The sequence below is a fragment of the Shewanella atlantica genome, from assembly GCF_003966265.1.
Lineage (GTDB): Bacteria > Pseudomonadota > Gammaproteobacteria > Enterobacterales > Shewanellaceae > Shewanella > Shewanella atlantica.
On the sequence record NZ_RXNV01000001.1, the window covers coordinates 823,026 to 847,356 of the forward strand.

At 42.7% G+C, this 24,331-nt stretch carries 18 protein-coding genes and 1 tRNA gene; 4 read left to right on the forward strand and 15 right to left on the reverse strand.

The features are described from left to right. Window positions 1–203: 203 nt before the first annotated feature. Window positions 204–280, forward strand: a tRNA-Ile gene (locus EKG39_RS03550). Window positions 281–762: 482 nt separating this feature from the next. On the opposite strand, the gene EKG39_RS03555 is transcribed toward EKG39_RS03550, so the two are convergent. Both EKG39_RS03555 and EKG39_RS03560 read right to left on the reverse strand, forming a co-directional pair. Continuing rightward, window positions 763–1,365 carry a YagK/YfjJ domain-containing protein gene (locus EKG39_RS03555; protein ID WP_126504262.1) on the reverse strand — a complete coding sequence of 201 codons (603 nt, stop codon included), beginning with the start codon at window positions 1,363–1,365 and terminating at the stop codon, window positions 763–765. A 383-nt stretch (window positions 1,366–1,748) separates the two neighbouring features. Next, window positions 1,749–1,934 carry a helix-turn-helix transcriptional regulator gene (locus EKG39_RS03560; protein WP_126504264.1) on the reverse strand — a complete coding sequence of 62 codons (186 nt, stop codon included), beginning with the start codon at window positions 1,932–1,934 and terminating at the stop codon, window positions 1,749–1,751. Window positions 1,935–2,397: 463 nt separating this feature from the next. Here EKG39_RS03560 and EKG39_RS03565 point away from each other — a divergent pair, with 463 nt between their 5' ends. Next, window positions 2,398–2,988, forward strand: a complete 591-nt coding sequence (locus EKG39_RS03565) for a hypothetical protein (RefSeq protein ID WP_126504266.1) — start codon at window positions 2,398–2,400, stop codon at window positions 2,986–2,988. Between the two features lie 242 nt (window positions 2,989–3,230). On the opposite strand, the gene EKG39_RS03570 is transcribed toward EKG39_RS03565, so the two are convergent. From EKG39_RS03570 to EKG39_RS03610, 9 genes are all read right to left on the reverse strand, one after another. Beyond that, complete coding sequence (locus EKG39_RS03570; protein WP_126504268.1) at window positions 3,231–4,994, reverse strand: hypothetical protein; 1,764 nt, start codon at window positions 4,992–4,994, stop codon at window positions 3,231–3,233. A gap of 785 nt (window positions 4,995–5,779) precedes the next feature. Next, window positions 5,780–7,090 (reverse strand): McrC family protein, encoded by a 1,311-nt coding sequence (locus EKG39_RS03575; RefSeq protein WP_126504270.1) that lies wholly within the window; start codon window positions 7,088–7,090, stop codon window positions 5,780–5,782. Continuing rightward, the gene (locus EKG39_RS03580; protein ID WP_126504272.1) at window positions 7,071–8,822 is read right to left on the reverse strand and encodes an McrB family protein; all 1,752 of its coding nucleotides are present in this window, start codon (window positions 8,820–8,822) and stop codon (window positions 7,071–7,073) included. The genes EKG39_RS03575 and EKG39_RS03580 overlap by 20 nt, the downstream gene beginning before the upstream one ends. A gap of 18 nt (window positions 8,823–8,840) precedes the next feature. Then, window positions 8,841–9,977, reverse strand: a complete 1,137-nt coding sequence (locus tag EKG39_RS03585; RefSeq protein ID WP_126504274.1) for an HNH endonuclease — start codon at window positions 9,975–9,977, stop codon at window positions 8,841–8,843. Then, the gene (locus EKG39_RS03590) at window positions 9,978–10,676 is read right to left on the reverse strand and encodes an OmpA family protein (protein WP_126504276.1); all 699 of its coding nucleotides are present in this window, start codon (window positions 10,674–10,676) and stop codon (window positions 9,978–9,980) included. Further along, the gene (locus tag EKG39_RS03595) at window positions 10,676–12,442 is read right to left on the reverse strand and encodes a MotA/TolQ/ExbB proton channel family protein (protein WP_126504278.1); all 1,767 of its coding nucleotides are present in this window, start codon (window positions 12,440–12,442) and stop codon (window positions 10,676–10,678) included. Before EKG39_RS03595 ends, EKG39_RS03590 begins: the two co-directional genes overlap by 1 nt. Before the next feature lie 260 nt (window positions 12,443–12,702). Then, on the reverse strand, window positions 12,703–13,674 hold the full coding sequence (locus tag EKG39_RS03600) for an Abi family protein (RefSeq protein WP_126504280.1): 972 nt from the start codon (window positions 13,672–13,674) through the stop codon (window positions 12,703–12,705). A gap of 2 nt (window positions 13,675–13,676) precedes the next feature. After that, complete coding sequence (locus EKG39_RS03605) at window positions 13,677–15,494, reverse strand: restriction endonuclease subunit S (protein ID WP_126504282.1); 1,818 nt, start codon at window positions 15,492–15,494, stop codon at window positions 13,677–13,679. Next, window positions 15,494–16,975 carry an N-6 DNA methylase gene (locus tag EKG39_RS03610; RefSeq protein ID WP_126504284.1) on the reverse strand — a complete coding sequence of 494 codons (1,482 nt, stop codon included), beginning with the start codon at window positions 16,973–16,975 and terminating at the stop codon, window positions 15,494–15,496. The genes EKG39_RS03605 and EKG39_RS03610 overlap by 1 nt, the downstream gene beginning before the upstream one ends. A gap of 304 nt (window positions 16,976–17,279) precedes the next feature. Here EKG39_RS03610 and EKG39_RS03615 point away from each other — a divergent pair, with 304 nt between their 5' ends. Beyond that, window positions 17,280–17,684: a hypothetical protein gene (locus EKG39_RS03615; RefSeq protein ID WP_126504286.1), complete on the forward strand. Its 405-nt coding sequence runs from the start codon at window positions 17,280–17,282 to the stop codon at window positions 17,682–17,684. A gap of 206 nt (window positions 17,685–17,890) precedes the next feature. Here the strand turns inward: EKG39_RS03615 and EKG39_RS03620 are convergent, their stop codons facing one another. Continuing rightward, window positions 17,891–18,040: a hypothetical protein gene (locus EKG39_RS03620; RefSeq protein WP_126504288.1), complete on the reverse strand. Its 150-nt coding sequence runs from the start codon at window positions 18,038–18,040 to the stop codon at window positions 17,891–17,893. Window positions 18,041–18,120: 80 nt separating this feature from the next. Here EKG39_RS03620 and EKG39_RS03625 point away from each other — a divergent pair, with 80 nt between their 5' ends. Further along, window positions 18,121–18,459 carry an elongation factor Ts gene (locus EKG39_RS03625; RefSeq protein ID WP_126504290.1) on the forward strand — a complete coding sequence of 113 codons (339 nt, stop codon included), beginning with the start codon at window positions 18,121–18,123 and terminating at the stop codon, window positions 18,457–18,459. Between the two features lie 86 nt (window positions 18,460–18,545). Here EKG39_RS03625 and hsdR read toward each other — a convergent pair whose 3' ends face one another. The 3 genes from hsdR to EKG39_RS03645 form a co-directional block, all read right to left on the reverse strand. Then, window positions 18,546–21,014, reverse strand: a complete 2,469-nt coding sequence (gene hsdR, locus EKG39_RS03630; RefSeq protein ID WP_126504292.1) for an EcoAI/FtnUII family type I restriction enzme subunit R — start codon at window positions 21,012–21,014, stop codon at window positions 18,546–18,548. A 686-nt stretch (window positions 21,015–21,700) separates the two neighbouring features. Continuing rightward, the gene (locus EKG39_RS03640) at window positions 21,701–22,456 is read right to left on the reverse strand and encodes a hypothetical protein (protein ID WP_126504296.1); all 756 of its coding nucleotides are present in this window, start codon (window positions 22,454–22,456) and stop codon (window positions 21,701–21,703) included. After that, entirely contained in the window at window positions 22,446–23,753 is a 1,308-nt protein-coding gene (locus EKG39_RS03645; protein ID WP_126504297.1) for a tyrosine-type recombinase/integrase, read from the reverse strand. The genes EKG39_RS03640 and EKG39_RS03645 overlap by 11 nt, the downstream gene beginning before the upstream one ends. Window positions 23,754–24,331 lie beyond the last annotated feature (578 nt).

Here is a 24,331-nt window from a genome sequence, read left to right on the forward strand (position 1 = left end):
TTAGCAAGCTAGATCATCAAATAATAAAACCTGCCTAACCGGCAGGTTTTTTTTGATTAGAATTCGGCTAAAGCCAAGGTATATTGATTAACAGATAAGCAGTTGAATTCAAAGTTGTGATTTCTTAGAAGATCACGGGTGACAACGGCATTTAAACCTCGTATACTTCTGTTCGCTTTCGGTAGTGACGACTTCCTTAAGTAGGCCCCTTAGCTCAGTTGGTTAGAGCATACGACTCATAATCGTCAGGTCCCCAGTTCGAGTCTGGGAGGGGCCACCATAGATTCAAACGGAAAAGCCCATTGATAAGATGGGCTTTTTTGTGTCTGGAAAATAACTATCAACGCACACCAGTTAATACTCATTCACATCATCTAATAGAATTACTGTAGTTATTACTGCAGTTAGCTAAAACTGCCTAGGTCAAAAATGCTACATCATGCACTAGCTTGCACAATGAAAACCATCTAATAGCTATGTTTATAACATCCAACCACCAGTAAATGTGGCATATCTCGAAATCTAGACAATAATTGGTCATAGTATTTCTGTACCTACCAACACCTACGATATTGGAAGCAGCCATGAGTGAAAAAAAAGCCATCTACAGAGTTGGGAACCTTCTAGTAATCAACTTTTATAGGGGCCACTCAACCTATACGCCCCCACCGCCATACAACCAAAAGAAGTGTACGCCAGTCATACCGATTACTTCGAGGGGCAAAAATAAAAATAACCTTTGTCCCTAGTCTCTGCATATTGCTACTCACAGCCTCTCTTTTGGGTGCGAGCTTTTAAGCGGCTAGGGCTAAAAGCTTTGTACCTAGAAGGTATACCTGACTTGCCTTCCACCTTAGCCAAATAACTCAAATGTAGCACCGCATCCATTAGACTCTCAGATTGGAGAGTAACATTATGGTAGTTGCACCTATGGATAGAACTACCACCAGCCTTAATCCACTCTGCTAACACCAGCTTCGCCATCCGATAAGTTGTCCTAATCTTATGACCCTCCAACATCAGTGCCAGATGATAATGCTGAGCCTGAGCACTTGCTTTTTCCCTACACCAAGCATATCCAATATGACGAAAACCATACTCTCTCGTCAGCCTCGCTTTCAGTGCCTGTATAAATGTACTTAGATGACTACTATCAACGGTGCCATGTATTTGGTGCAAGTCAAAACGGCACACAAAGAGCTTAGTGTCATAGCTAAGCATTGCCAGCATCTGATCAATTATTGCTTTCAGCATCTTGGTATAGATTCCACCATGCCGAGTATTGATCTGCCAAACTTCATCTCTGTATGTGAAGTAAGGGATTTTCGTCACATATTTATTTTTTCGATACAGCACATCGTCCATTGAACACCCCTATAAAGCGTTGATAATTACCTGCTTATGGAACTGCATAATACAAATTTGAAAATGAGCACCGAACAGTCTTAACAAAGAATGCGATTCTGTTAATCAACCTTGTTTCTCAGGGTACTTTTGCTGTAACTGACGTGGCGCTCTCTGAAATGACTCCTGTGGTATCTGTTGATTTTAAGATTATGGTCTGGCCTCTATTACTAATTACCCAAACTTTTCGCCCTATCCATATCTCTTCAACCCTAGATACCACAAGGCCATCAACTCAAATTCATAGCTTTTTTATCTCCAATAAAAGGCGCAAATAACGTGATAATTGGTCCTGATAGGTAAGCTTCAATCTCAACTTATCTATTCCTGACTGATGAATAAGGCTATTCACCGTTGTTTTCAATCCATTCGATAAGATCTTTTTCCCGAAATCCTACCGTGCGTCCCTGCATTTTCACCGGCTTAATAAAGATCCCATCCTTGACCCATTTCCAAATCGTACGACGATCACGATTCACCAATTTACACACTTGCTTAATAGTTAGTAGGCGTGGAGTTTGCGGATACATATCTCTTTCCTCATTCTTGTTTCGACGCTCACAAGATAAGAAAAGCTCAGACAGTTTTCGACCACTTGGTGAGTACTTAGGTACCTAAGTGCTCATTAAAAGTAGAAGGTGAAAAACGCCAAAAGCGCTTAAACTCGGGAGATGAGACAGAAAATGGAGGTTTACATAATAACCTTGAGTCAAGCATCTCAGTTGCTGAATCCCAGCCACCTCTTCCCCGACTTAGCCTTGTTTTCACAATGAAAAAGGATTGTAAATAACCCTCGAAGAGATTAAGGTTGTGCAGCATTTACAAGAAAAAACTAATGGACCAACCCCTGACTTCAGACTTCTAAAGCTCAAATCCTCATACGGCTTAGACTGGGGTACTTAAACAACTGGTGGCAGCACTCATCCAATAAAGATAATCGTGTTGCTGTATCAATTACGCTGTATGGCCGACTAGGGGTAATCTGGAGATTAAATGACTATATCAATTGAGCGACTACTCAGAATAACAGCGGTTAGAACTCCTGGCTTTGAACCTCGTTATGGGTGTTTATCACCGTTCAACAAGGATGATGCTCTAGGCGTACTAGCTCAAGTGCAAAAGAAGCACCCAATAGGCTTAATGGTACTCGAATCAGAAATCGCAGGTTGTGAAGCTGCAGGCCGCACGTTAATAAACGGAGTCAAGTTAAAGATGATTGCCCACGGGTTAAACCAAGCTTCAGCAGACGCGTTAGCTCTGTTAGTCTGGCGTGAAGTGTGTGGCTCATTACGCTGCCAGTCTTGCAATGGAGTAGGAGAACGATACAGTAAACGTTATCGAACACTCAATGAGTGCCAAGCTTGCTGTGGCACAGGTAAGACAATACTGACGCCTAAAAACCTGGCTAAGGATTTTTCAGTGTTGGTAGGGGAAAAGGTCACAAGCAAGGCATTTAATAAGAGATATTATAAACTGTACATAAATGCAGTCGACCAGCTGCATAAATGCGAGAGTGATGCGGCAATGTATGCGGCGTCGATACTGCGGATGATAGCGTTGCAAGATGTAGTTACCACTAGGTAGTTTGAACGGTATGATAAATATGCATACCAGGGTCAATATTCAAGGCTCGAAGCTGTGGGGGATTATTGCCCAACTCAGCAGGCATTTTCAGGACTGCGCAAGACCGCGCTGGTTAGCGCTAGCTATATGTAGACTGATATTTCGTATATCAAGAACTAGGAAGAACTAGGAGCAACTAGAATGAAAAAGGGGCTTAACAGCCCCTTCTCGTTTTTGTCAGTACTACCTGATAGTACTGATATTTAAAAACCGAATGACTTCAAGATCTCTGACTGGTTAGCTTTAACTTTGTTGAAAATTGCTTCTAACCCTCCAGTATCAATGCCAATAACATCATGCTTAAAGCATTCCGTGCCACCGCCGACAAACTTAAGGACATCTTGCATATCTATCGAGTCATAAGAAAACATACGTAAAACATAGGACTCCGTTAGCAGTGCTAGCAAGTTCGTGGTTTCGATATATTCCTGCCCTACGATTTCAACACTATCTTTTAAAAGGTTACACCGAAGAAACCGGGTTGATAATGAATATTGTGTAACTCCAATCTTCCAGAATGATTGACCTTCAGATGTTTTAAAGTGAATCCAATATACTCTACGCGGTAGCACCTGAAGTTCAAGGGAGTCACGCACTTCCATAATGTTAGACAAAGACCTTCCACAAACAGGACATCCATGCCCACGACGTAACTGAGTTATCTTTGGCGACCAAATTTTATTGTCATGGATGCACTGAACATCGACTCGCGAATGAGCTTTTGTGGATACTGGTGGAGATACCAATCTATAGCGATGTTTGCCTAGAGCCTCGATTTCACAAATTAGCTCTGATGGAGTAGGATTATATAAACCAGCGCATTTGGGACAACCATGGCCCTTACTTATGATATCAGGAGTCGGTAAATATGGATGACCAAACAACCATCCTGGGCCATGGCTTTCGCACTCAACAAGGCAAAGTGAGGCATTCCCACAAAACACTTTAAAGCCAACGACTGTAATGCCTTCTGCACATACCTGATTAAGCCTCTCTAGGCTTTCCGGTTCTGTTTTTTGGTATTGACCATTGCATTTAAGGCACCCCTTTATAGTTCTTACCTTATTGACAGAAGGCATCCACGGCCTCGCCCATTCCCAGCATTCACCATGAACAACACACCTTAACATTAGGCGAGACTCAGAGTTTTCATATTCCGGGATATCAACTAAAGAGAGATTATCAGGCAATGCTGACGATACTTTTAAGAATACACGCTGATAATCGAAATTATAGTTACCAGAGCATTGTGGACAGCCCGCCCCCTGTAACAACCTCTCTATTGTTGGCTTCCATGGTGTTGGGGAGAATTGCCACCCAGGGCCACAGATATCACAAGAAACATAAACCTTGGAACTAATACCTTTATAATCATCAATTGATAAGGGAGTGTACTTACCTTGTCCCACAACTTTGATCTCATCCAAGGCTTCTTGCTCAGTGCGTTTGTATTTCAAGGAGCATTTTGGGCAGCAATAAAGTTCGTGAAGCACCTTAGCTAACTTCGGCTTGAAGGGGGTTCCAAATGCCCAACAATCTCCATGTATGGAGCAAGTTAACAGGACAGCTGACGAGTTATTCTTGTAGTTCTCAATTCCAATTATGGTTAGGGTGCCAACTTCAGCATCACCCTGCACAGCGCGGCTGGTTACAGCATCCTGCGCCGCTTGAATAGCTTCCGCCTTAGTTTTTCGATAATTTCCTGCACACTTGGGACATCCAGGTTGGATTCTGTTTTTAAGAGTGCCAATGGTAGGTATCCAAGGTTTTTGGAATTCGGTTCCCAATCCGTGAGAGTTCTCAGTGTTTGTACATTTGACGATGCAGCGGGAATCCTCATTCATAAAATCAGGGATATCATGAACGACATAACGCCCCTCACCTAAAACATTCAGCTGCTCGATAACCTCTTGCTTTCCTTTTTGGTTTACCTGTTTTTTTTCTGCTGTGCTATTTAGTTTTGCCATTGCAATAACCTCTTCAATTTAAAAGGAGTATTGCAGCCGAAACAAATTAATTATTAATAGCTAATTTGGGCTGCACCTTTCAAACAGAAGCAGGTTATAGTTAGAGCATTGGCTTACCCTGAATAGCATAAGGTCACTAAAACCAAGAGCTTTAAGTAGTAGAATGTGGGGTCTATTTGTTACGGTATCGTTGTCGTTCACTTCTAAACCAAGTTTAAAAGTGCTGCACAAGTCATTAATAGCCTGAACTAAAAGTTTGGCACGATTTCGAATGCTAAAGTCAGTTGATACTTTTTGATGTTTGGTGGAAGGCCGTGTCGAATCACCATAATTGTCAATAAAGAACTGAGCACAACCATGCTGCTCAGAAAGTGATGCCTGAGGAGTTATACTCTTTGAAAAATATATAGTTAAAAACTTCAATTCGATTGACTTGGGATTCGTTAACGTTTGGCGATAATTTCAATTTAGCCAGTTTATACATGTATACCCTAAAATCAATCCCGAAGAGTACGCTTAGTCCTCTGAACTTTCTAACACGACTCCCCAGCTCTCATGTAATAGCCGGTAGCCATACCACTTCAATCCAGCCGCTGAATAATCTGAGCCCACATACAGCCCATTGTATTACATTTAGCATATAAGCTACGACAAGCATCCCCGTGAGAAGGTTTATCGGATTGTCGGCTTTGCTGGTGGAATACAACTAGGGCGGTAATCCCCCCTCGTACCAAACTTGGTACAAGCCTCCCCCATGACCAAACGGCAAAGGATTTAGGCACTAGTCATGCTACACCTTCGGTTAACTGCTCTGAGTTTAATCTTTCCAACGGACAATAGTCAGTTTCGAGATCATAGGGTACGACATGCAGCCTCAAACCAGGTGTAAACTCAAAACAGGCTAAGGACTCTGTGAACCCTTGGTGCTTTGGATAGATCAGATACAAATCACCTTGACCATCAAGGTACTTCTCGCCGTAGGCAAACAGTTGATACATATCTGACTGGCTCAAGTTGTATTTGTGCTTTGTGGTATTGAGTGAAGCATCTAACAACTTCCACTTGGTATCCATCACGGTAACAACACGTTCTTTATCATAAATCACAATGTCAGGTTTTAACCTGAACCAGTCTTCTCCCTGATGGTGGGTCAAACACTGACTAGAAACTTGCTCTTTTAATTTTAATGCTGGTGGTAATTGACGCGACAGCTGTTTAGCAACGTACTTCTCAAACAGCTGCTCCATCGGAAACAAAAAAGATAGTCCGCAATGGCTGCCAGCCATTGCAACAGGTGACTGGTAGCTAAGAATAAGCTCACACCAAGGTTTTAGTGGTCGGTAGTGCGCAAGACATCTGTCATCCCTCCAGCGCCTAAAGTCATTAGCATGGTTCACCGACAACTCAATATCGTTAAATACGAACAGCAGCTCACTTGCTAATCGTTGATTAGCACTCAACTTCGACCACTTAAGCACTTGCTTTAATGATGAATGCAGAAGGCGATTCTCGGCACGGTTAGCATGGTAAATATCATGAGAGACATGGAAGTAATGCTGGCGGCCTGGGCGCTGCCTTAATTGCTTGGCAACTTGTAACTGACCTTTAAGATAGGGGGATTCGCGCTCTACACGTTGGTACTCGCTTCTAATACCTTGCTTGACTAGTTTAGAGACCGCCTTTAAAAAGTGAGTAATTAGTAGTTCATATAGCGGTTGCTTCAACAGCTGTAGATTAGACTGCTGAAACTCCTCCAGTTTTAACTTTTCAACTCGCGCTAACATCTTTATCAGGGTTTTACGGGCGATCTCAGGATCACATTTTTCAGTAGAAGTCTTAGGCAAAATCTCAATACGGGTTCGACATGGCGTTTCAAGTACGCCAACAAAATTAATCACCTGTAACGCCACTGACGAACCGTGACGCTTTGCTTTAACTAATTCACGTTGACTATCGCCATTACTGACACCATTAGCCAATAACCACTCAAAAGCTGACTTAGGTATTGAGTGGCAATCTATGCAGTGGTTATTACCACCGTTAGTTAATAAGGCATACTCCCTAACAGTGACATTGTTAACCTTGTTGCGAGTCATAAATGCCTTTATATGCTTCAGGGTTAAGCAATGCAGCATTATTTCGTTGGTAAGGTCTTATGCCATCTTGTGACCAGTCGTTACCCATCAATGCCAATACTGAAGCCTCAGTAAACTTCTCTTCAATAAACTTCAAGCTGATATCAGATTTGAGATGATCACCTAGAACTTGCCCTACACGCTCCCAGTCTTCAAAAAAGTATTCTTCTAGCAAAGGTAATATTTCGAGCTCAAATATACGTGCCAAACGTTCAATAGTGGGGTCATTTTTTAACGGCAAGAAGAAGCTATGACCGATGGTATGTTCACGGTCATATAACAGCTCAATGCGCTGATTAATGGTTTCAAGTAGCTTCGCTATATTGATACCTTCAACATCAATATCTTCAAGCAACTCATGCTTTGGCATCATCTCAACGAACTCAAATCGACGACGAAGCGCAATATCAACCTGAGCCAGCGATTTGTCAGCCGTGTTCATGGTGCCGATGATATGTAGATTAGAAGGAACAGAGAACGACTCTTTAGAGTATGGTAATTTGACCGATAGTGCTTCAGTTCCACCAGCACGTTTACTGGGCTCAATAAGCGTTATCAATTCACCAAAGATATTCGAAATATTGCCACGATTGATTTCATCGATGATCAGTACATAGGGGGTATAGCTTAGTGCTAGCTCATCATTTAATTTGAATTCATGTGTGTTTGATTTGTGTAACCCATGATTTTCTTCTAAATAACTAAGAATAGGAAATATGTAGGAATGGTTTGAAATATCAGTCCAAGTACCATGGTACGAATATGCTTTTTCAAAATTATTTTTACTAAGATCATACGACTGATCCGTTGACAAAGTAATTGTGACCTTATCATTGAAACCAGAACAGTTTTTAACACTAAATTCTTTACCCGTTTTTGTTTTGAAAATTTTAGATTGATTAGCTAACTCTTCTACAAATGAATGCAAGGAAGTAGTCATATTGACAACTTCATATGAGTCATTCAATCCATTATTTACAACACCAGATGTCGCCTGAGAACAAATTGTTTTAAACACCCCAGACTCTACACTGTATGACAGTACACCGTTATCGCTGTTAGCCTTTAACCCTTCGACAAAATCTTCATAGCTAAAGCTCTGGTGGAAGGTCACAAATCCAATACGATTGCTCGCAACAAGTTCATCAAAGCGCGCTTTGATTTTAATACGGTCATGCTGGTGTTCAGAGAGGTAAGCAGGCTCGACAATAGCAAGCGCTTGATTGATTGTATTGTAGGTTTTACCTGTGCCAGGTGGTCCATATAAGATTTGATTTAATGCTGTCACTTGATTACCCACTTCAGTTTTATCTGTATCAATATCTTCACTAGATTGATTAGCTTGCCCTATTAATGACAACAATTGTTGAATAGCGTGTTCATTTTCAACATTAAAAGCATAACCATACTGTGATTTACCCTCAAATTTAGGTAACCGACGAAAACTAGTATTTTTAGTTATCTGCCAATCCGTCTCAACCCCCTCTATTGCATCTACCTTACCTTTCAAATTTATGATGTTTGGGTGAAGAACAAGCGGTTGCTTAACGACTATTCGATCTGGTTTATGCTTAACATAAATATATGATTCTTTATCGAGACAGTGCTCATAAGCATAGGAAGGATGATTATGGCTATCATCAGCCCCTATTATTTTAAGTATTATTTTATGAATTTGTTCTGAATTTAACATGTAAAAGCCTTATGAAAATCATCGAACTTTTGCCTGAAACTTTTCAAACTCATTTAAGGCATCAAAAGCTGTAAAAACATTCCATCCATGGGTTCGTAACACTTGTGCATTTGCCATGTTGATAAGCACTGCAACTTTCCTTCTTGGCCAACAAAGATCGATTGCAATCATATTGCCGTTATCATTGATAACAATGCCTAGCTCAGCACCAGGTAATCTCGTTGACTGGCACTTTTGAAGGAGACCATCTAAGGCTGTATCAGCGCATTCACGGACATTATTATAGTCAAACACATCAAATTTATGTTGCTCGCGCCGTAGTTTATTGATTTTTAGGACATCTTCATTACTAACATAGATATGACCATGGTGTGGTTGTTTTTTATGGCAATCGGCACAAAGCACCCTTAAGTTTTCAGGCCCGTTATCAGACTTATTACCGTTAATGTGATGAGCGTGTAATAGCTTAGACTCATTCGTTAATTCAACACCACATTGCTCGCAAGTGTAATTTAATTCACTTCTCAACTTAGCCGAAATTGAAGGCCAATCAGCTGTATAGTTACTCGACGATTTTTTGCTATTTATAGGTAAGCTTTTAAAGTAAGAGCTATATACCTCAAAGAACTGTTCAAATGAGAAGTCATTAAATACTTGATTTTTTATTGCAAAGCTCTGCGTTGCATATCCCTTGTAATTAAGAATTTTTAAACAGTTTTTACATACCCCTAAATCTGTTTCACCTTCAATATCTTGCTTTAACTTAAAGTTACGTCCAAAAACAGGAAATAGTCCATCCATACGACTAATCACATCATATCGCTTAAAACGTCCAGTTTCTCTCATGAACTCCAATGTTGAGCACTCTGCAACATGAATTCGACGGCCTAACTTTCCATCCGCTAAGACAAACTGAATTTCGTCACCTTGATCAGGTATATAGAGCATTACTTGATGGCCATCGTAATTTAAAATTCCGTTAGAACCATCAATGGCACTAAGCTCTATATCCCTGCCTAATATCAACCCTTTGGTTAAATGGCTGCCAATACTTTCTAATTCATCTGCACGACTAGTTATTGAAAAGTCAGTCACCACTTTACCAAGCGGCGCGACAGCACGATGCAGAGCACTAAAATCAACAGTAAGCTTCACTTAGTTGCTCTCCAATATCCGTTTTATCTGAATATCTGCATTAGTAATGGCCCGGAAAGACACTCGTCGAGACATAGCTGCATCCTCAACACCGTCATGTATAATCGCACGAGACGATGAAAAACCAACAGCCGCGATATTAGCCTTAATCCAATTAGCCTCGTCAGGCATCAGGGCATAACCATATTCTAGAACTGCGCGCGTTCGCCCTTGTGACAGCCGCATGTTATAAAAGTAAGCCTGCGCTTCTGTAGACCCACGTAACCCAACACTTGATGTGTGCCCTTCAATCCTGATTTCATCCAACGAGTCTCGGTAAGGCGCTAAAACCATAATATAACGAGGGAAGAAATCATTAAGAATCGCCTTATAAGCTTCACTTAATTTGGTTTCATTGTTAGCAAATAAAACATCCGGCGATTGAAAGTTAAATGCCAATGTTTCCTTATCGATGGTTGCGCCCCATTTAGAGAGGTCTTTTTCAAACTCTTCCTCTAAAGCCTCAAATATTGCGACCTGATTTTCCTGATAAGCTACCGCCACATCCTTAATCTTGTCGTTTTCCTTTTGGGTGATCATCATGAAAACGATAGCAATAAACAGAAACACCATCATCAGGCCAGCCATTAAATCAGAAACCGTCAACCAGTGGTCACCACTGTCTTGATTCACATTTCTAGTGCCAAATATCTTATCCATTAGGCTACTCGCTGATTAACAACTTCATTCATTGCGTTGGTCAATTTGACGTAGTCATCAACGAACTTACCACTCACTTGCGCGAGTGCCTGACCCATCTCATTCATCACTCGGTTAATTTCCTGCTGCATAGCTGTATCGATGAGTTTAAGTTGTGAATCGACCGCCTCACCTGTTAAACCAACCTGCTGCTTAACTTGATCTTCCATAGCATCAAACGTGCGCTTAGCTTGATTGATCTGTTGTGTAGCGGCGTCATCAATCACTTCATTCAATCTTTGCTGTAATTTATCAGCTGACTTAATCACGGTGTCACGGACTTGTTCTGTATCGGTAACAAGATTCAGGTTCGCTTCTTTCATGGTTGAAGTAATATCTTTTGCATCAGCGACTAACTTCTCGATCATGTCGCGCATAGTGTTATTTAGATCGCTTACTGCATCTTGCAGGTGCTGTTTTATTATTTCAGTCTGAGATTGAAGATGATCTGAGCTCGTTTGCAAACTCTGGTTCGTGCGAGCAGTGTTATCAGTAAATTCGTTGGCTGCAGTATCGATATTTTTACTGATAAGCTCAGAACTCTCAGTTAAACGAGTACCGACACTGGTGATACCTTTTTCCGTTTCATTGGCAAACTTTTCGAGTAGTTCATTGGAGGTTTTTACATGCGCTTTGATGTAATCATCTGATTCAGATAGTAGTGATTTGTAATGTTCACTGGCAGTTGAAACCGCTGCCGAAATATCATTAACTGTATTCTGAACTTGCTCTCTGATCTCTGGCACCGCTTTAACGGCTTCATCACGCATCAATTTGAAGGCTTCGAGATGACGTTCAAGTTCAGCTAATTGATGCTGATTCACCTCCATAACGCCTTTCAATTCATGCATCGATTCAGGGATCACTTTGCTTTGCTCACTAATGTGCGCAACCGATGATTCAGTAGCCGTTATAGACTCAACACCTTGGGCATATTGCAGCTGCATTTGCTCAAGTTGAAGCTTATAGTTTTCTTGCCAATCAACTAACTTATGTACAGCCTCATTGAGCTGTTTAAAGTTTTCACCAAACTGTTCAGTTAGGTTATTGTTAAAATCTGTAATGACCTGCTTCAGCGCTTCAATAACTTGTTCGGTAGCAGATTTTGATAAAGTATCGGCAAAGTCTTGCAGCTTAAGCCACAACTTTTCAGAAAATTCTTCAAAATTTTCTTGTTGTCGAGTCGCTTGGTCTTGCGCATTTTTTACTGAGATTTTGGCGTTATCATTAATGTCACCACGAAGAATTTTTAACTGGCCAAACAAAGTAGAATCTTCATTACCGACAATAGCTTCTTTAAGTATCTTTGTTTCTGCAACCTGCGCTTGCATTGCACCAAGAATAGCCTCCGGTGTTGCCTGAGAAATACTAGCTTCAGCTTGCTTAGGTTTTAAAAAGGAAAATGTTGATAAGGTTTTAAATATTAACGATGAAAAAATACCAGCCAAACTGGTAATAAATGCCGTTTTAAGACCTTCTAACAAGGGCGGAATGCTCGCTTCTATATCAAGTTGGTTAAACTCAAGCAAGCCCAGCACGATACCTAAAAACGTACCAAAAATACCCATAGTGGTTAATAGCGTCGGTACATACTGCACAAACTCAACTTGCTGCGCCTTTTTGGTAAACCAAAGGCCTAAACCAAATACAACAGCCATTGTAAGTAAGATGACGCTGTTAACGATATTGGTATCGAACGCACGCAATAAACTTTCTAATGTTTCCATATCTATCTTCTTTAATTAGTAATATTGGCTTTAAACCAGTGTGATTAAGCTAGGAACATCGAGCATAATCAGTTAATAATGACCTAAACCCATATAGAATATAGCCATTTATAAGCGTTATAAATGTGTCCTTTCATGGCACATTTAACGCAAAATTCATTTGCAATTTAACGGTTTTCCGTTATAGTTTGTCTTAACACGGCCTCTGCCTCTTAGGTTTTCCTTACGCAGAGGTTTTTATTTGCCTGAAATTTGCCAAACTACTCCCACCAGCTTTCCCAATCTTCAGATAAACCAAGATCTTGTGCGCTGACTTTACGGTTTGAGTTAACCTCAGGAAACGCATTCAGATGTGTTTGTAAACGCACATGCCACTCAGTATTTGGGCAAACAATTTTCATAATATGACGAAGAATTGCGAATAAAAGGAACGGTTTTGCAATCAAGTCAGCCTTGCCAATAAAGCCATCACACCAATCGATTTCACCTAATTTGGGTAACTTAGGTTGGTCGATTACATTTCGATTCCATAAACGGCTATGGTGAGCGACTAAGTTACGCAAGTAATTTAGCGAACGTAGCCAACTAGAAAAAATCTTAAAATCATTTACACCATACTTAGTGGCGATCTTCTGCTGATCTGGCACTTTCATCATTGAAAAAAGCTGAGATAAAGCCCCGAAATCCCACACCTCTGTGGCAACCCATATTGGTAGTTCATTGCCGTGAGTTATACGGTAATGCTTAACAAAATCTTCTTTTGAGCGATGAATCAATCCCGCATATTTGTCCTGCCAATCAACGAATGCACTTTGGTTCGTATGACGATTAACACGTCCTGCAAACTTAGTATGGAAATTTTGAATATCATGATGCGCAAAGGTGTCCCGCTCTCCCAATAAGTGCGCGATATCGACTCTAATTGCAACTTCTATACGCTCTAAAGCATCTTGTGCTAATAGCCTAAGTTGCTTATCAAACACATAGAGTTGCGCTGCATCGACAAAGCTAGTGTTCTCAACAAAAGTATCTTGTTTAACACCAACCATCCCTTTGCCTTCAACTATCTCTAGCTTAAATTCCCGAAAGGGATACCAATAGGCACTGAGTCGGTAATAACCTATACGCTCAAGGTAGCTCAATGCTGCTGGCTCATCTGTCACCAGCATATTGCGCGACTTAACTAAATCCAATAACTCTTGATAACTCTTCCATGGTCTCTGGTAGGGCATAATTACACCGCCTGTTCGACGATGGCGTCGGTGAGGTGGAGCTGGGTGGTTTGGGCATCACTTAAACGGGCTTTGAGTTGGTCGCATAATGCCATCAGCTCATCGGCTTTAGCAACGATGCGGTTTTGTTCTTCGAGTGGAGGAAGTGAATGAATATAGCTATTTAACTTCGCACCAACGAAATGCTTTATGGTTGCACCTGTAAAGTACTCATCTAATACTCCAATACCAGCATCTACGGTTAAACAAAGTTGCAGATAATTACTCATTACACCGCCTAATGGCCTAGCTCTATGTATAGCCTTCTGAAAATAAACTTCCATGTCTGGATTTGACCAAATCGCACATCGTCCAGGCTCACCACCCTCACAGATTAATAAATCCCCGACTTGAACACGAAACTCTTCCAACTCAGAATCTTCAAATTTCATTAATTTGACATCATCGAGAACAAACTTGTGCCATTGAACATTTGTATTTCTTAAATATGGCAGTGGTTTACCTGAGTTTTTGGCTTTATCGAGCATCTTACCAAGCCGCGTTATAGCAATACTCCCGAACCTAACCCACTCCCAACCTTGCGGCAGTTCAAACGGCTTTTCTTCATCAGTGATGGTGGGCAGTGGTTTCTGCTTTTTGATTTTCTTATCTTTAATCAGCTGTTCTTTTTCTGCAGTGATACGCTCTAGTAGCTTAGCGGCAGGTTCATCATTAGAGTTTTGCTCCACCAGCTTGCCCATGACGGCGAGTTGTAGGATGGTTTGTTTTAGTGTGTCGATGCTGGCGCTGGTGGTGAATAGCGTATCGAAGTACTCGGCAACACATTGCCAGCTCTCTATAAAGTGCCGCTCAGGGCTTTCTACCTGCTCAGGGCTGTTAGCATCAGCAGAAGGAAGCAGTAACGCCCCTAGCAAGGTTTCAACTAAGGTTTGGTGTGCAATTAAGCTAGCTTCAGTTTGAGCTTCTAGGGCATCACATAGGCTCATCAGCTCATCGACTTTCGCGGCGATGCGGTGCTGTTCTTCGAGAGGAGCTACAGGTATCCATAACCTCGGAATATCTCCAAGGTTTAGTTTATTAGTATGGCTTCCTCCAGCTTTAATTTCATCATATTGCCTTAGTAATAATGGGCTATGAAATACCCTGTGTAGATACTCGGGTAATAATGATTCGTTGAAGAATTTTAATAAACCAACGCTTACGAAAAGGCTAAAAGGCTCGGAAGTATCAACAATTGTTGCTCTACCTAATGTGCCAATACGGCAAAGCAAAATGTCGCCAAGTTCAGGATTACAACGTTGGTTAATCTCTTCATGTTGCTCTTGTGAAATGTATTTACAATCAGCAAAAGAAACTGTTTTTCCATCTATATCTTTGACTGATATAAAAGGGACTCCACTTTCAATGTATTTAGGGGTGTGATGGACACCGTCAGTGACTTGCTTAGATAGTTCGTTTACTCGACCCCACTCCCATCCTTTGGGTAGCTCAAACGGTTTTTCATCCTCGCTAATTTCAGGCAAAGCTTTAGGCTTTTTAATCTTCTTGTCTTTCACCAATTGTGCTTTTTCAGCAGCAATGCGCTCTAGCAAGACTGATGCTGGCTCATCTTTCTCATCTTGCGGGACTAACTTACCGCGCACGGCGAGTTCTAAAATCAGCTCACGCAACTTTTTGATGCCATGCAGTGAAAATTTCTTCGATGAACCACGGCCTGACGCTGACTTTTGCTCGATGGCGCTGGTCCAAATATCCAGATTTTCAGTGATTAATTGCTCTGAGCTTTTCTTAGCCGCAACTTTTACATCATGCTCAGCCATTATTTAGCTTCTCCCGCAGAATCTTTAGGAGAAAGGGCTGCAGAAAGAATGCCTTTAAGCTGATCGCGTAAAGCTTGAATATCCGCTTGCTGCTTGGTGTAATCTTGTAATAACTCTTGTGGGTCATGGCTGATGACCTCGCCTACATGGGGGTTTTTAATATCTAGGTTGTAGTTGCGAGCGATGATGTCATCGATAGACACTTTCCATGCTTGCTCGTTTTCAACTCGTGATGCAAAACCGTCGGCTTCGCTACCCCACCAGCTAAGTTCAGTTGCAAACTCTTCAAACTTCATTGGCTTGGTTTTGTTATAGTTCTTTACCCCTGCAGGATATGGGTGCTCATAGAACCAAACATCTTTAGTTGGCTGACCTTTGGTGAAGAATAGGATGTTAGTTTTAATGCCCGTGTATGGGTTAAATACACCGTTAGGTAAACGTACGATAGTGTGCAGATTACATTCTTCAGTCAGCAGCTTTTTGATTTTGGTTTTAACACCTTCACCAAATAGAGTGCCATCAGGCAGCACTACCGCTGCACGCCCTTTCGTTGCTAGTACCTCGATAATTAACTGCAGGAAGAGATCAGCAGTTTCACGGGTTTGCATTTCGCTTGGGAAATTCTTTTCAATACCGTCTTCTTCGGTGCCGCCAAATGGTGGGTTAGTGATGATGACGTCAACTTGCTCATCCCAGCTTGATAATGGCTTATTAAGGGTGTTGCCGTGCTTAATCTGTACTGGCACCTCAATGCCGTGCAGCATCATGTTGGTAGTACACAGTAGGTGCGGTAGCTGCTTTTTCTCAACACCAAAGATTTGTTGTTGCAGCGTCTTGTGGTCTTCGCCTGACTTAACATAGTTAGTTTTAACGTGGTCAAAGGCACAGGCTAAGAAGCCGCCGGTACCGCAAGCTGGGTCCATAATAGATTCGCCAAGCTTAGGGTCTGTTACCGCGACAATGAACTTAGTGATAGCGCGTGGGGTATAGAACTCGCCCGCATTACCTGCGCTTTGTAAGTCTTTTAAGATCTGCTCGTACAGGTCACCAAACAAGTGACGCTCTTTTGAGTCGGTAAAGTCGATTTCATTGAGCTTGTTGATCACTTGGCGTAGTAGGGTGCCGTTTTTCATGTAGTTAAAGGCATCTGAGAATGCTTCTTTGACTACATAACCGCGCGAGTTTTTATCTATCGGCGCAGTTAGGTTTTTAAGCTGTGGAAATAGCTCGTCGTTAACAAAGTCCAGTAACTCTTCACCAGTGATGCCTTGATTGTCAGCAGCCCAATTGCGCCATAGGAACGTTTCAGGGATTGGTTCACGGTAGTCGTCTAGTTCAAGCTCTAACTCTTCCTCTTGGGCATCGAATACTTTAAGGAAGAGTAACCAAGACATCTGGCCAAGGCGCTGGGCGTCACCATCGACTCCGGCATCTTTACGCATAATATCTTGAATGGATTTAATCGCTGAACTGATAGACATAACAAAGCTACTTTAATTGCTAAATATAATGCTGGGGAGTATAGCAATACCTGTGCTGGTAATCAGTGAGTTAGTTATGATTATTTTGCTGATCTAGCTGGTGGAGTTTTCGCTTTGCTTGTAATGACATACGTTAGATATGTAAAGCGGAAAGTTTTCAGTTAACCGGTAATACTGCTAGGGAGCTATTATGGCGGTATTGTTAGGTTTTCGGGTTGTATAAATGCAATGCTTTTAATATCTGTTTGTGATTAAATAGCCAGCAAAACAACTAATTAGCAAGGATGAAAGTTAGTGGTGACCCATGATTGTTGAATGCCCCCATTGCAGCGAAGATAATGAAATCGAATACGCTGAAAACATACGCTGTAAAAAATGTGAGAAAGACTACAAGGGTTATGAGTTTTCTAAACGAAAAATCATAACAGGAACAGCGCTCGCCCTTTTAACTTATGTGGGGTTTCATACCCTTAATGACGAAATAAAAGGCTACGGCGATCGTTATCCTATCGCGGTGGAATACGCTCTGCTCGATAGCTGTATCAATGGCAGTAGCAATTCTATTTCTCAAAGCCGTTACCTTAGTAAGCGTGATGTTTGCCTGTGTGCGCTGGAAGGGGCTCAAGAAGATTACCCCTACTCTGATTATAAAGACGATGCGAAAGGGTTTGTGCCTATTTTTCGTCAGTATGCTAAGAGTTGTAGATAATTTATAGATAAAAAAGCGGCCACCTTGAGGGGGCCGCTTTCGCCGAGTTTAACCTTGTATGGCTTTATTTACCCTTTGGAACGTTTCCTCGCCCCTTGCCAGACGGTTTACCCGTCGTGCTTGGGTAGTTGGGATTGTTACCTGGACGAGGTGCTGCCGGTGTTTTCGGGCTTGATTTTGGTGTTGATTTGCTCAAGGTAGCCTCCTTATTTGCCTGATTTTTTGTTGATTTCAGCCGCACGTTGTGCGCGAGCACCAAAACTGCCTTTGTCTACCTTGCCGCCATTTTGCTTGGCTGTACCTGATTGAATTCGAGCAGCGGCTTCAGGTGTCATTGGGGTTTTACTTTTAGTCATATTCAATTCCTTTTTTACTGGTTAGATTAATTAGTGTCTTCGCTAAGACAGGCACAGAATGACATAGAGGTCGGGGACCCATGGGGACAGAAGTAAAACAGAAACAAATAAAAGAGTTACTGCAAAAGCTAAACCTGAGTATTAACAAGTTTGCAGGATTGGTTTATGAGGCGCTTTATGATGACGATGACAAAGAGGCGGAGCAAAAGCTTGCTGAGAATATTAAGAAGCAGTTACAGCGGAAAACAACCAAAGAGGAAGTGTTAGATTCATACCTCGATATATTGGCAGAGCAGCCTAGTTATCAGGCGCTAAATCTTGATAAAGTCCGCAGCCAATTTGTTAATCATAGCTGCTTAAATGATGATATTACGATGAGTCTTACAGAGCTTTCAGGTGAACTGGACAAGCTAATTTAACTGCTAACATAGCAACTAAATCGATAACTAATTCGATAACTAATTGTATAAGCAAAGGGGAAGCTACCCCCCCTTTGTTACTTCTATTAAGCCGACTGCTGGTGGAACTGGTAGATCTCAGCTTCCAACTCGCTAATCGCTTGCTCGTACTCTTTTTTACCGCCAAAGCCTTTTTTAACGATTTCGCTTAGGCTACCAATCTCGTTAAATGGCTGCACTTTGAGCACTTGCATGGATTCGATCTCTTGCACTCCCATGTCGGCGTATTTAAGCAATAGATTCTCTAGTACCGTTTGGGCGGTATCTGAATACTTGGTGAAGTAATTACGCTTCTTAACGCTGTTTGCGCGTTCCTTACGGGTGAGCGGTGGTTGGTCATATACCACATGGCAGATCATGTCGAAGGGGTCCATCTCTTTGCCGACTTCATCCTCTAGGGCTTGCCAAATTATGCCTTCGTTTGCGAGCTCATCTATCACCGCTTGTTTACGGTCAGATTCATTCCAACGCTTTACGAACTCATCGAGTGAACTGAACTGCTTAGCCATGGTTTTACGGGTGTAGTCTTTAAAGGATTCGGTGACTAACTTGCCGTCGCTGTCGTAATACTGCACGCGCTCTGCGACCTTACTGACGCTGACACCCGATACGCGGTACTTATTTACTTTACGGGTCTCATCGTCTTTCCACTCGCCATCTGCGCCCTGGTTGCCACTGTTACTACCGTCTTGCTCACCCTCACCTTGCTCGGTTCCAGAGAAGTCATCATGAAGCGGGTTATCTTGGTCATCGACTTCATTCTCTTCACCGCTGGCATCAATACCATCGATGTCTGTATCATCATCTTCGATATCCGTAGGGGTAACTATCATGACCTTTTCTGGTGTGCCATCGAAACGTTCATCTGCAAACAGTTCAGTGGCTTTTTTGAAGTCGAGAATGGTAAACCACAGCTTGCCATATCTGTCATCGATACGAGTGCCACGGCCAATGATCTGTTTGAACTTGGTCATTGATTGAATGTTTTGATCGAGCACCACCAGCTTACAGGTTTTGGCATCGACACCTGTGGTCATTAACTCTGATGTGGTGGCAATAACGGGGTAGGCTTTCTTGGGGTTGATAAAGTTATCAAGCTGGGCTTTTCCAAGCTCGTCATCTCCGGTGATCTTCATGACGAACTTGTCGTTCTTAGCCATCTGCTTTGGATTGAGGTTTGCAATGGCTCGGCGCATTCGTTCGGCGTGGTCTATATCATTACAGAACACGATAGTTTTCGCCATCGGGTCGGTACGTTTTAGGTAGTTAGTGATGGTCTCGGCCACCAGCTGTGTACGCTCATCAATCACCATGGTGCGATCGAAATCTTTTTGGTTATAGATTCGGTCTTCGATCACTTCGCCATTATTATCAATTTGACCTTTGGTTGGTCGCCAACCTTGAAGATCGACATCGATATCGACTCTAACGACTTTGTAAGGTGCTAAGAAGCCATCTTCAATCCCCTCTTTTAGTGAGTAGGTATAAGCCGGATCACCAAAGTAGTCTGAGTTTGATACTTCATCTGTTTCTTTAGGGGTTGCCGTTAACCCTACTTGAGCAGCACTAGAGAAGTACTCTAGAATTTCACGCCATGCACTGTCATCTGCGGCGCTGCCTCGGTGGCACTCGTCGATGATGATTAAATCAAAGAAATCTGGGTCTACCTGTTTATAGGCTTTTTGGCTCTCTTCTGGGCCTGTTAGTGCTTGATAGAGTGCCAGGTGTATTTCATAAGCAGGATCAACGGTTCTACCGGTGATCTTGGTCATCGATGGCCCGAAGGGCTGGAAATCGTTGATGCGGGTTTGATCGACCAAGATATTGCGGTCGGCTAGGAACAAAATGCGCTTCTTTGCACGAGCCTTCCATAAACGATAGATGATTTGAAAAGCGGTATAGGTTTTACCCGTACCCGTAGCCATCACCAGTAGCACACGGTCTTTACCCGACGATATAGCCTCTACGGTTTTGTTGATGGCTTGCAGTTGATAATAACGAGGGTGCTTACCGCTACCATCGTCATAGTATTCTTGGTTGATAATGGGCAGTTGAACCGAGGTATAGCCCTTCCAAGTACAATATCGATCCCACAGGACTTGTGGGCTTGGAAAGTCTTCCAGGCTTATCTCCGACTCAAGTAGGTGCTCTTCGCTCGTGCCTAGCTTGGTTTTGTCATGAAAGATAAAACCATCGCCGTTAGACGCAAAGATAAAGGGCACTTCGAGCAAACGGGCATAATCTAGCCCTTGTTGCATCCCTTTGCCTACCTCGTGCTTATTGGCTTTAGCCTCAATAACAGCAAGTGGCATGCTAGGTTTGTGGTAGAGCACAATATCGGCAGACTTTACGGTTTTACGCACACCCAATTGACCACGCACAATAACCTTACCATCACGCAGTTTCACCTCTTGGCGAATTTGCGTCATATCATCCCAACCCGCATCGGTAATGGCCGGCATTATGAACTTAGTGATGATATCCGTTTCAGTTAGCTTTGCTTTATTGATGCTCATAACTAATCCAGGTCCCTCTAGGATGATAACAGACAATACCAGATGTAGAGTTTGCCATAAGTTAGCCTAAAACACAGTACGAATGACGATGAATAAACCACTGATATGCCGATAGTTTGATCTGTATAGTAAATATGCATGCCTGTATCAATGTGTAGCTTACGATACCAAGCAAGAGCCATATGCTGGAACTGATTACGCCCTCCCAACTGAAAGCCCATATCAATCAAGTTAACGTCACGTCAGACACGAGAATTAAATTCGATATAATCCTTGCTGGTGGAAGTTCTATCATCCAGACGAAGAGCCACCAGCAAACAGAACTGAGGCATCCGGGATACCTGAGATCTCTTGGATGCCTGAAACATTTGAAGTATCTGGGATACCTGGGATGCCTGAAATAATTGAGGTATCTGGGATACCTGGGATATCTTAGACATTTGAGGCATCTGGGATAGCATTGCAATTAATCGTTTCAATATCCAATCAAGAGGGCTTTTAACCAAGACAATGGATATCCCCAGCCGAACTCTTCTCGGGTGTTAAAATCTAATCGCATCACTTCTTGCTGGTGGAGCTCACGCAGTAATTTAGCCAACTAGGCTCACTTGATAGATGACCACAAGGTTGCAGTCATCTTTACTGACTATCAAGGCGTGTAAACAAGTTACTTTCCCGATGCTAGTTCAATCAGACACTCTGGCATCGTACTGGCGATAAAACTTACGTTGCTTCAGCAACGCCTTGGTGAGGGTTCGGCCTTGATTGTTGGCCGTTATCTTAATTGGCGGAATGATATCAGAGTATTTTTCCAGAGCCTCCCTCCAGCTCAGATGTTGACCGTGGATCCAGAAATCAAAATAGGCGCGCAGGCCCAATTCCTCATGCCAGCCTCCCTGAGCTATCTTGCCTGCGCTAGCGACCCGTTGAGTACGCTCCTTCTGCCAGCTGTAAAAATCAATGTAGCGGGTGCTATTTAGCCGTTCGCATAGCGCGCCCAGATTAAAATAAACATCCGGGCTTACCGAGGTGTCACTCGCCTCGGCCAGCAGCAACTCACGGCATTGACGCCTTAAATTGCGAATATCCAATAACCCTGTAAACTTGCTAGTTACTAATTCCTGTATCCAATACGCTTCTTGCTCAGCATAGTAATCCACAATACTGGTCTCACTCGACAAGCCTTGCTCGGCAAACTCTGCCAGAGCTGCTGTACGCTTGCTTCGCCAATGTCTAATTTCGGCTATACAGGTACGACACTTCTTTTGCCTCATCCCCAATGCATATTTTGCAAACGGCTTTACCTGCTCCAACAGGTGCTGTGCTATTTCACCAGGCGTCTGCAGGTATTTGAACGGCATTTGCAACAAGCCTAGACCTTTTGCGCCTCCAGCGATTTCCTTCTCACTTAAAGGTACTTTGATAGATAACTCAACTGACACGGAATGACCTCACATTTGATTCTTGTTTGTCTTCAAGCCATGCCACCCAGTTATTAAGGGAAACACGTTTCTCTTCAAGGTATTCATAGCGGTCGTAATGCTTACTGGAAACATCTTGCAGAGCATGGTTATGGATCCGGTCTCGCAGGTGTTTACTTATTCCCATCTCCCCCATAAGCGTCTTGCAGGTACGACGGATATCGCGCGGTACAAAGTGGCGAAAACCACTCTTTGTAACAAAGCGATTGATACATTGGCTGAAGCTATCAAGACGTATATGACGTTGTGGGTCCAAGCGATGTGGAAATATATATTCGCTACCTTCAGCGACTTCATGCATGGCTCTGAGCGTGGCCAATGCTTTATCATTTAAAGGGATAATATGGTGACGTTTGTTCTTACTTACAGCGGGGATTATCTCCAGCGTTGCCGACTCCCAGTTCACTGCCGACCACTTACTTGCCGCCAGCTCATAGGGGCGCTGGCCACCAGAATAAAAACACAGTTCAAGGAGACGGGCTAAATCAAACCCTACGCCGTTGGTATCGGCGAAGGTTTGTAGCAACAGGCGTACTTCACTGAGGGTAAGCCAGTTCTCTCCTACTCGCTCGGCGGAGCGCTGCTTAGGCACCGGAGTCACAGGGTTGAACTTCAAGCCATACTGTACATTGACAGCCCTATGGGCAGGGTCATGATCATGTTTCATCCCATAGTTGAATGCGGCCATCAGATAAGAGCGTACACGGTTGCTCTGTGTCTCTGCACCACGCTCAATGATGCTAGCCAGTACATTAATGATCTGCTCTACTGTCACCTCCTTGGCCTTGGTGTCCTCGGGAATAAAGGGGTAGACCTCCTTCTCTAGTGACTTGAGAGTGGCCTCATAAGTTCGCTTACCATCCTTCTTCATCTGCGCCGTGTAGGCATGAAACAACTGGCGTATTGAGCCCTGTCTCGCCGCTTCCTGCTGCACCCTAAGTGCTTCAGCCTCCTGTTCCGCTGCCAAGCGCTGTAATTTTTCGAGATGTTGCTTGGGATCGATATCCTTTTTTAATTGCGCACCAAATTGACGAGCCTGCTCTCTTGCCTCCGACAACCCCAATGTATTGCTCAGGATTCCGATCTGCAGGTAGACCCGTTCTTTGCCACGAAAATAACGGAAGATAAATGTCTTCATGCCGCTGACATTGACCCTGACACCCAAGCGCCCTGTTCCCCGCTCACCGGAATCATCAAAAACCTCGTAAGGTTTAGCTTTGGCTTTGAGCCCCTGAACAAAACTTGCGGTAAATTTCATGACAGTCCCCAACAGCGTAGTTATTACTGCAGTTAGCATAGTAATTACTGCAGTTATTACTGCAGTTATAGTACAACTCAATGGGACAAATCAAGATAAGAAAAACCTAATGGATTAGGCAAACACATATAAAGTCAGTATGATAAGGGGCTTAACGAGACGAAATAAAATTTAACCAGACATTATTTATCATGACTCATAATCGTCAGGTCCCCAGTTCGAGTCTGGGAGGGGCCACCATAGTTTCAAACGAAAAAGCCTGCCTCGCGCAGGCTTTTTTGTGTCTGAAATTCAATGGTGACAACTTCATCTCAGCATATTCCCGCCCTTACGGTTCGAGTCTGGGAGGGGGCTATTAAACAAGCCAGTAGTTTCAAACGAAAAAGCCCATTGTTTCAATGGGCTTTTTTGTGTCTGAAATTGACTTATCGCCGCACAGTAATAAATACTCTCCCACCTCATCAGAAAGAATTACTGTAGTTAACTAAGGTCGCCTGTGTCAAAACTGCTACATCATTCACTAACTCACAGTACCAATCTCCTGATAGCTAAGCTTTATAACGGCCAACCAGTATCAA

Excerpts from the sequence above, each read along its gene's own strand:
- EKG39_RS03555 (WP_126504262.1), bottom strand. The coding sequence starts at position 1,365 with ATGGACGATGTGCTGTATCGAAAAAATAAATATGTGACGAAAATCCCT.
- EKG39_RS03560 (WP_126504264.1), bottom strand. The coding sequence starts at position 1,934 with ATGTATCCGCAAACTCCACGCCTACTAACTATTAAGCAAGTGTGTAAA.
- EKG39_RS03565 (WP_126504266.1), top strand. The coding sequence starts at position 2,398 with ATGACTATATCAATTGAGCGACTACTCAGAATAACAGCGGTTAGAACT.
- EKG39_RS03570 (WP_126504268.1), bottom strand. The coding sequence starts at position 4,994 with ATGGCAAAACTAAATAGCACAGCAGAAAAAAAACAGGTAAACCAAAAA.
- EKG39_RS03575 (WP_126504270.1), bottom strand. The coding sequence starts at position 7,090 with ATGACTCGCAACAAGGTTAACAATGTCACTGTTAGGGAGTATGCCTTA.
- EKG39_RS03580 (WP_126504272.1), bottom strand. The coding sequence starts at position 8,822 with ATGTTAAATTCAGAACAAATTCATAAAATAATACTTAAAATAATAGGG.
- EKG39_RS03590 (WP_126504276.1), bottom strand. The coding sequence starts at position 10,676 with ATGGATAAGATATTTGGCACTAGAAATGTGAATCAAGACAGTGGTGAC.
- EKG39_RS03595 (WP_126504278.1), bottom strand. The coding sequence starts at position 12,442 with ATGGAAACATTAGAAAGTTTATTGCGTGCGTTCGATACCAATATCGTT.
- EKG39_RS03600 (WP_126504280.1), bottom strand. The coding sequence starts at position 13,674 with ATGCCCTACCAGAGACCATGGAAGAGTTATCAAGAGTTATTGGATTTA.
- EKG39_RS03605 (WP_126504282.1), bottom strand. The coding sequence starts at position 15,494 with ATGGCTGAGCATGATGTAAAAGTTGCGGCTAAGAAAAGCTCAGAGCAA.
- EKG39_RS03610 (WP_126504284.1), bottom strand. The coding sequence starts at position 16,975 with ATGTCTATCAGTTCAGCGATTAAATCCATTCAAGATATTATGCGTAAA.
- EKG39_RS03615 (WP_126504286.1), top strand. The coding sequence starts at position 17,280 with ATGATTGTTGAATGCCCCCATTGCAGCGAAGATAATGAAATCGAATAC.
- EKG39_RS03620 (WP_126504288.1), bottom strand. The coding sequence starts at position 18,040 with ATGACTAAAAGTAAAACCCCAATGACACCTGAAGCCGCTGCTCGAATT.
- EKG39_RS03625 (WP_126504290.1), top strand. The coding sequence starts at position 18,121 with ATGGGGACAGAAGTAAAACAGAAACAAATAAAAGAGTTACTGCAAAAG.
- hsdR (WP_126504292.1), bottom strand. The coding sequence starts at position 21,014 with ATGAGCATCAATAAAGCAAAGCTAACTGAAACGGATATCATCACTAAG.
- EKG39_RS03645 (WP_126504297.1), bottom strand. The coding sequence starts at position 23,753 with ATGAAATTTACCGCAAGTTTTGTTCAGGGGCTCAAAGCCAAAGCTAAA.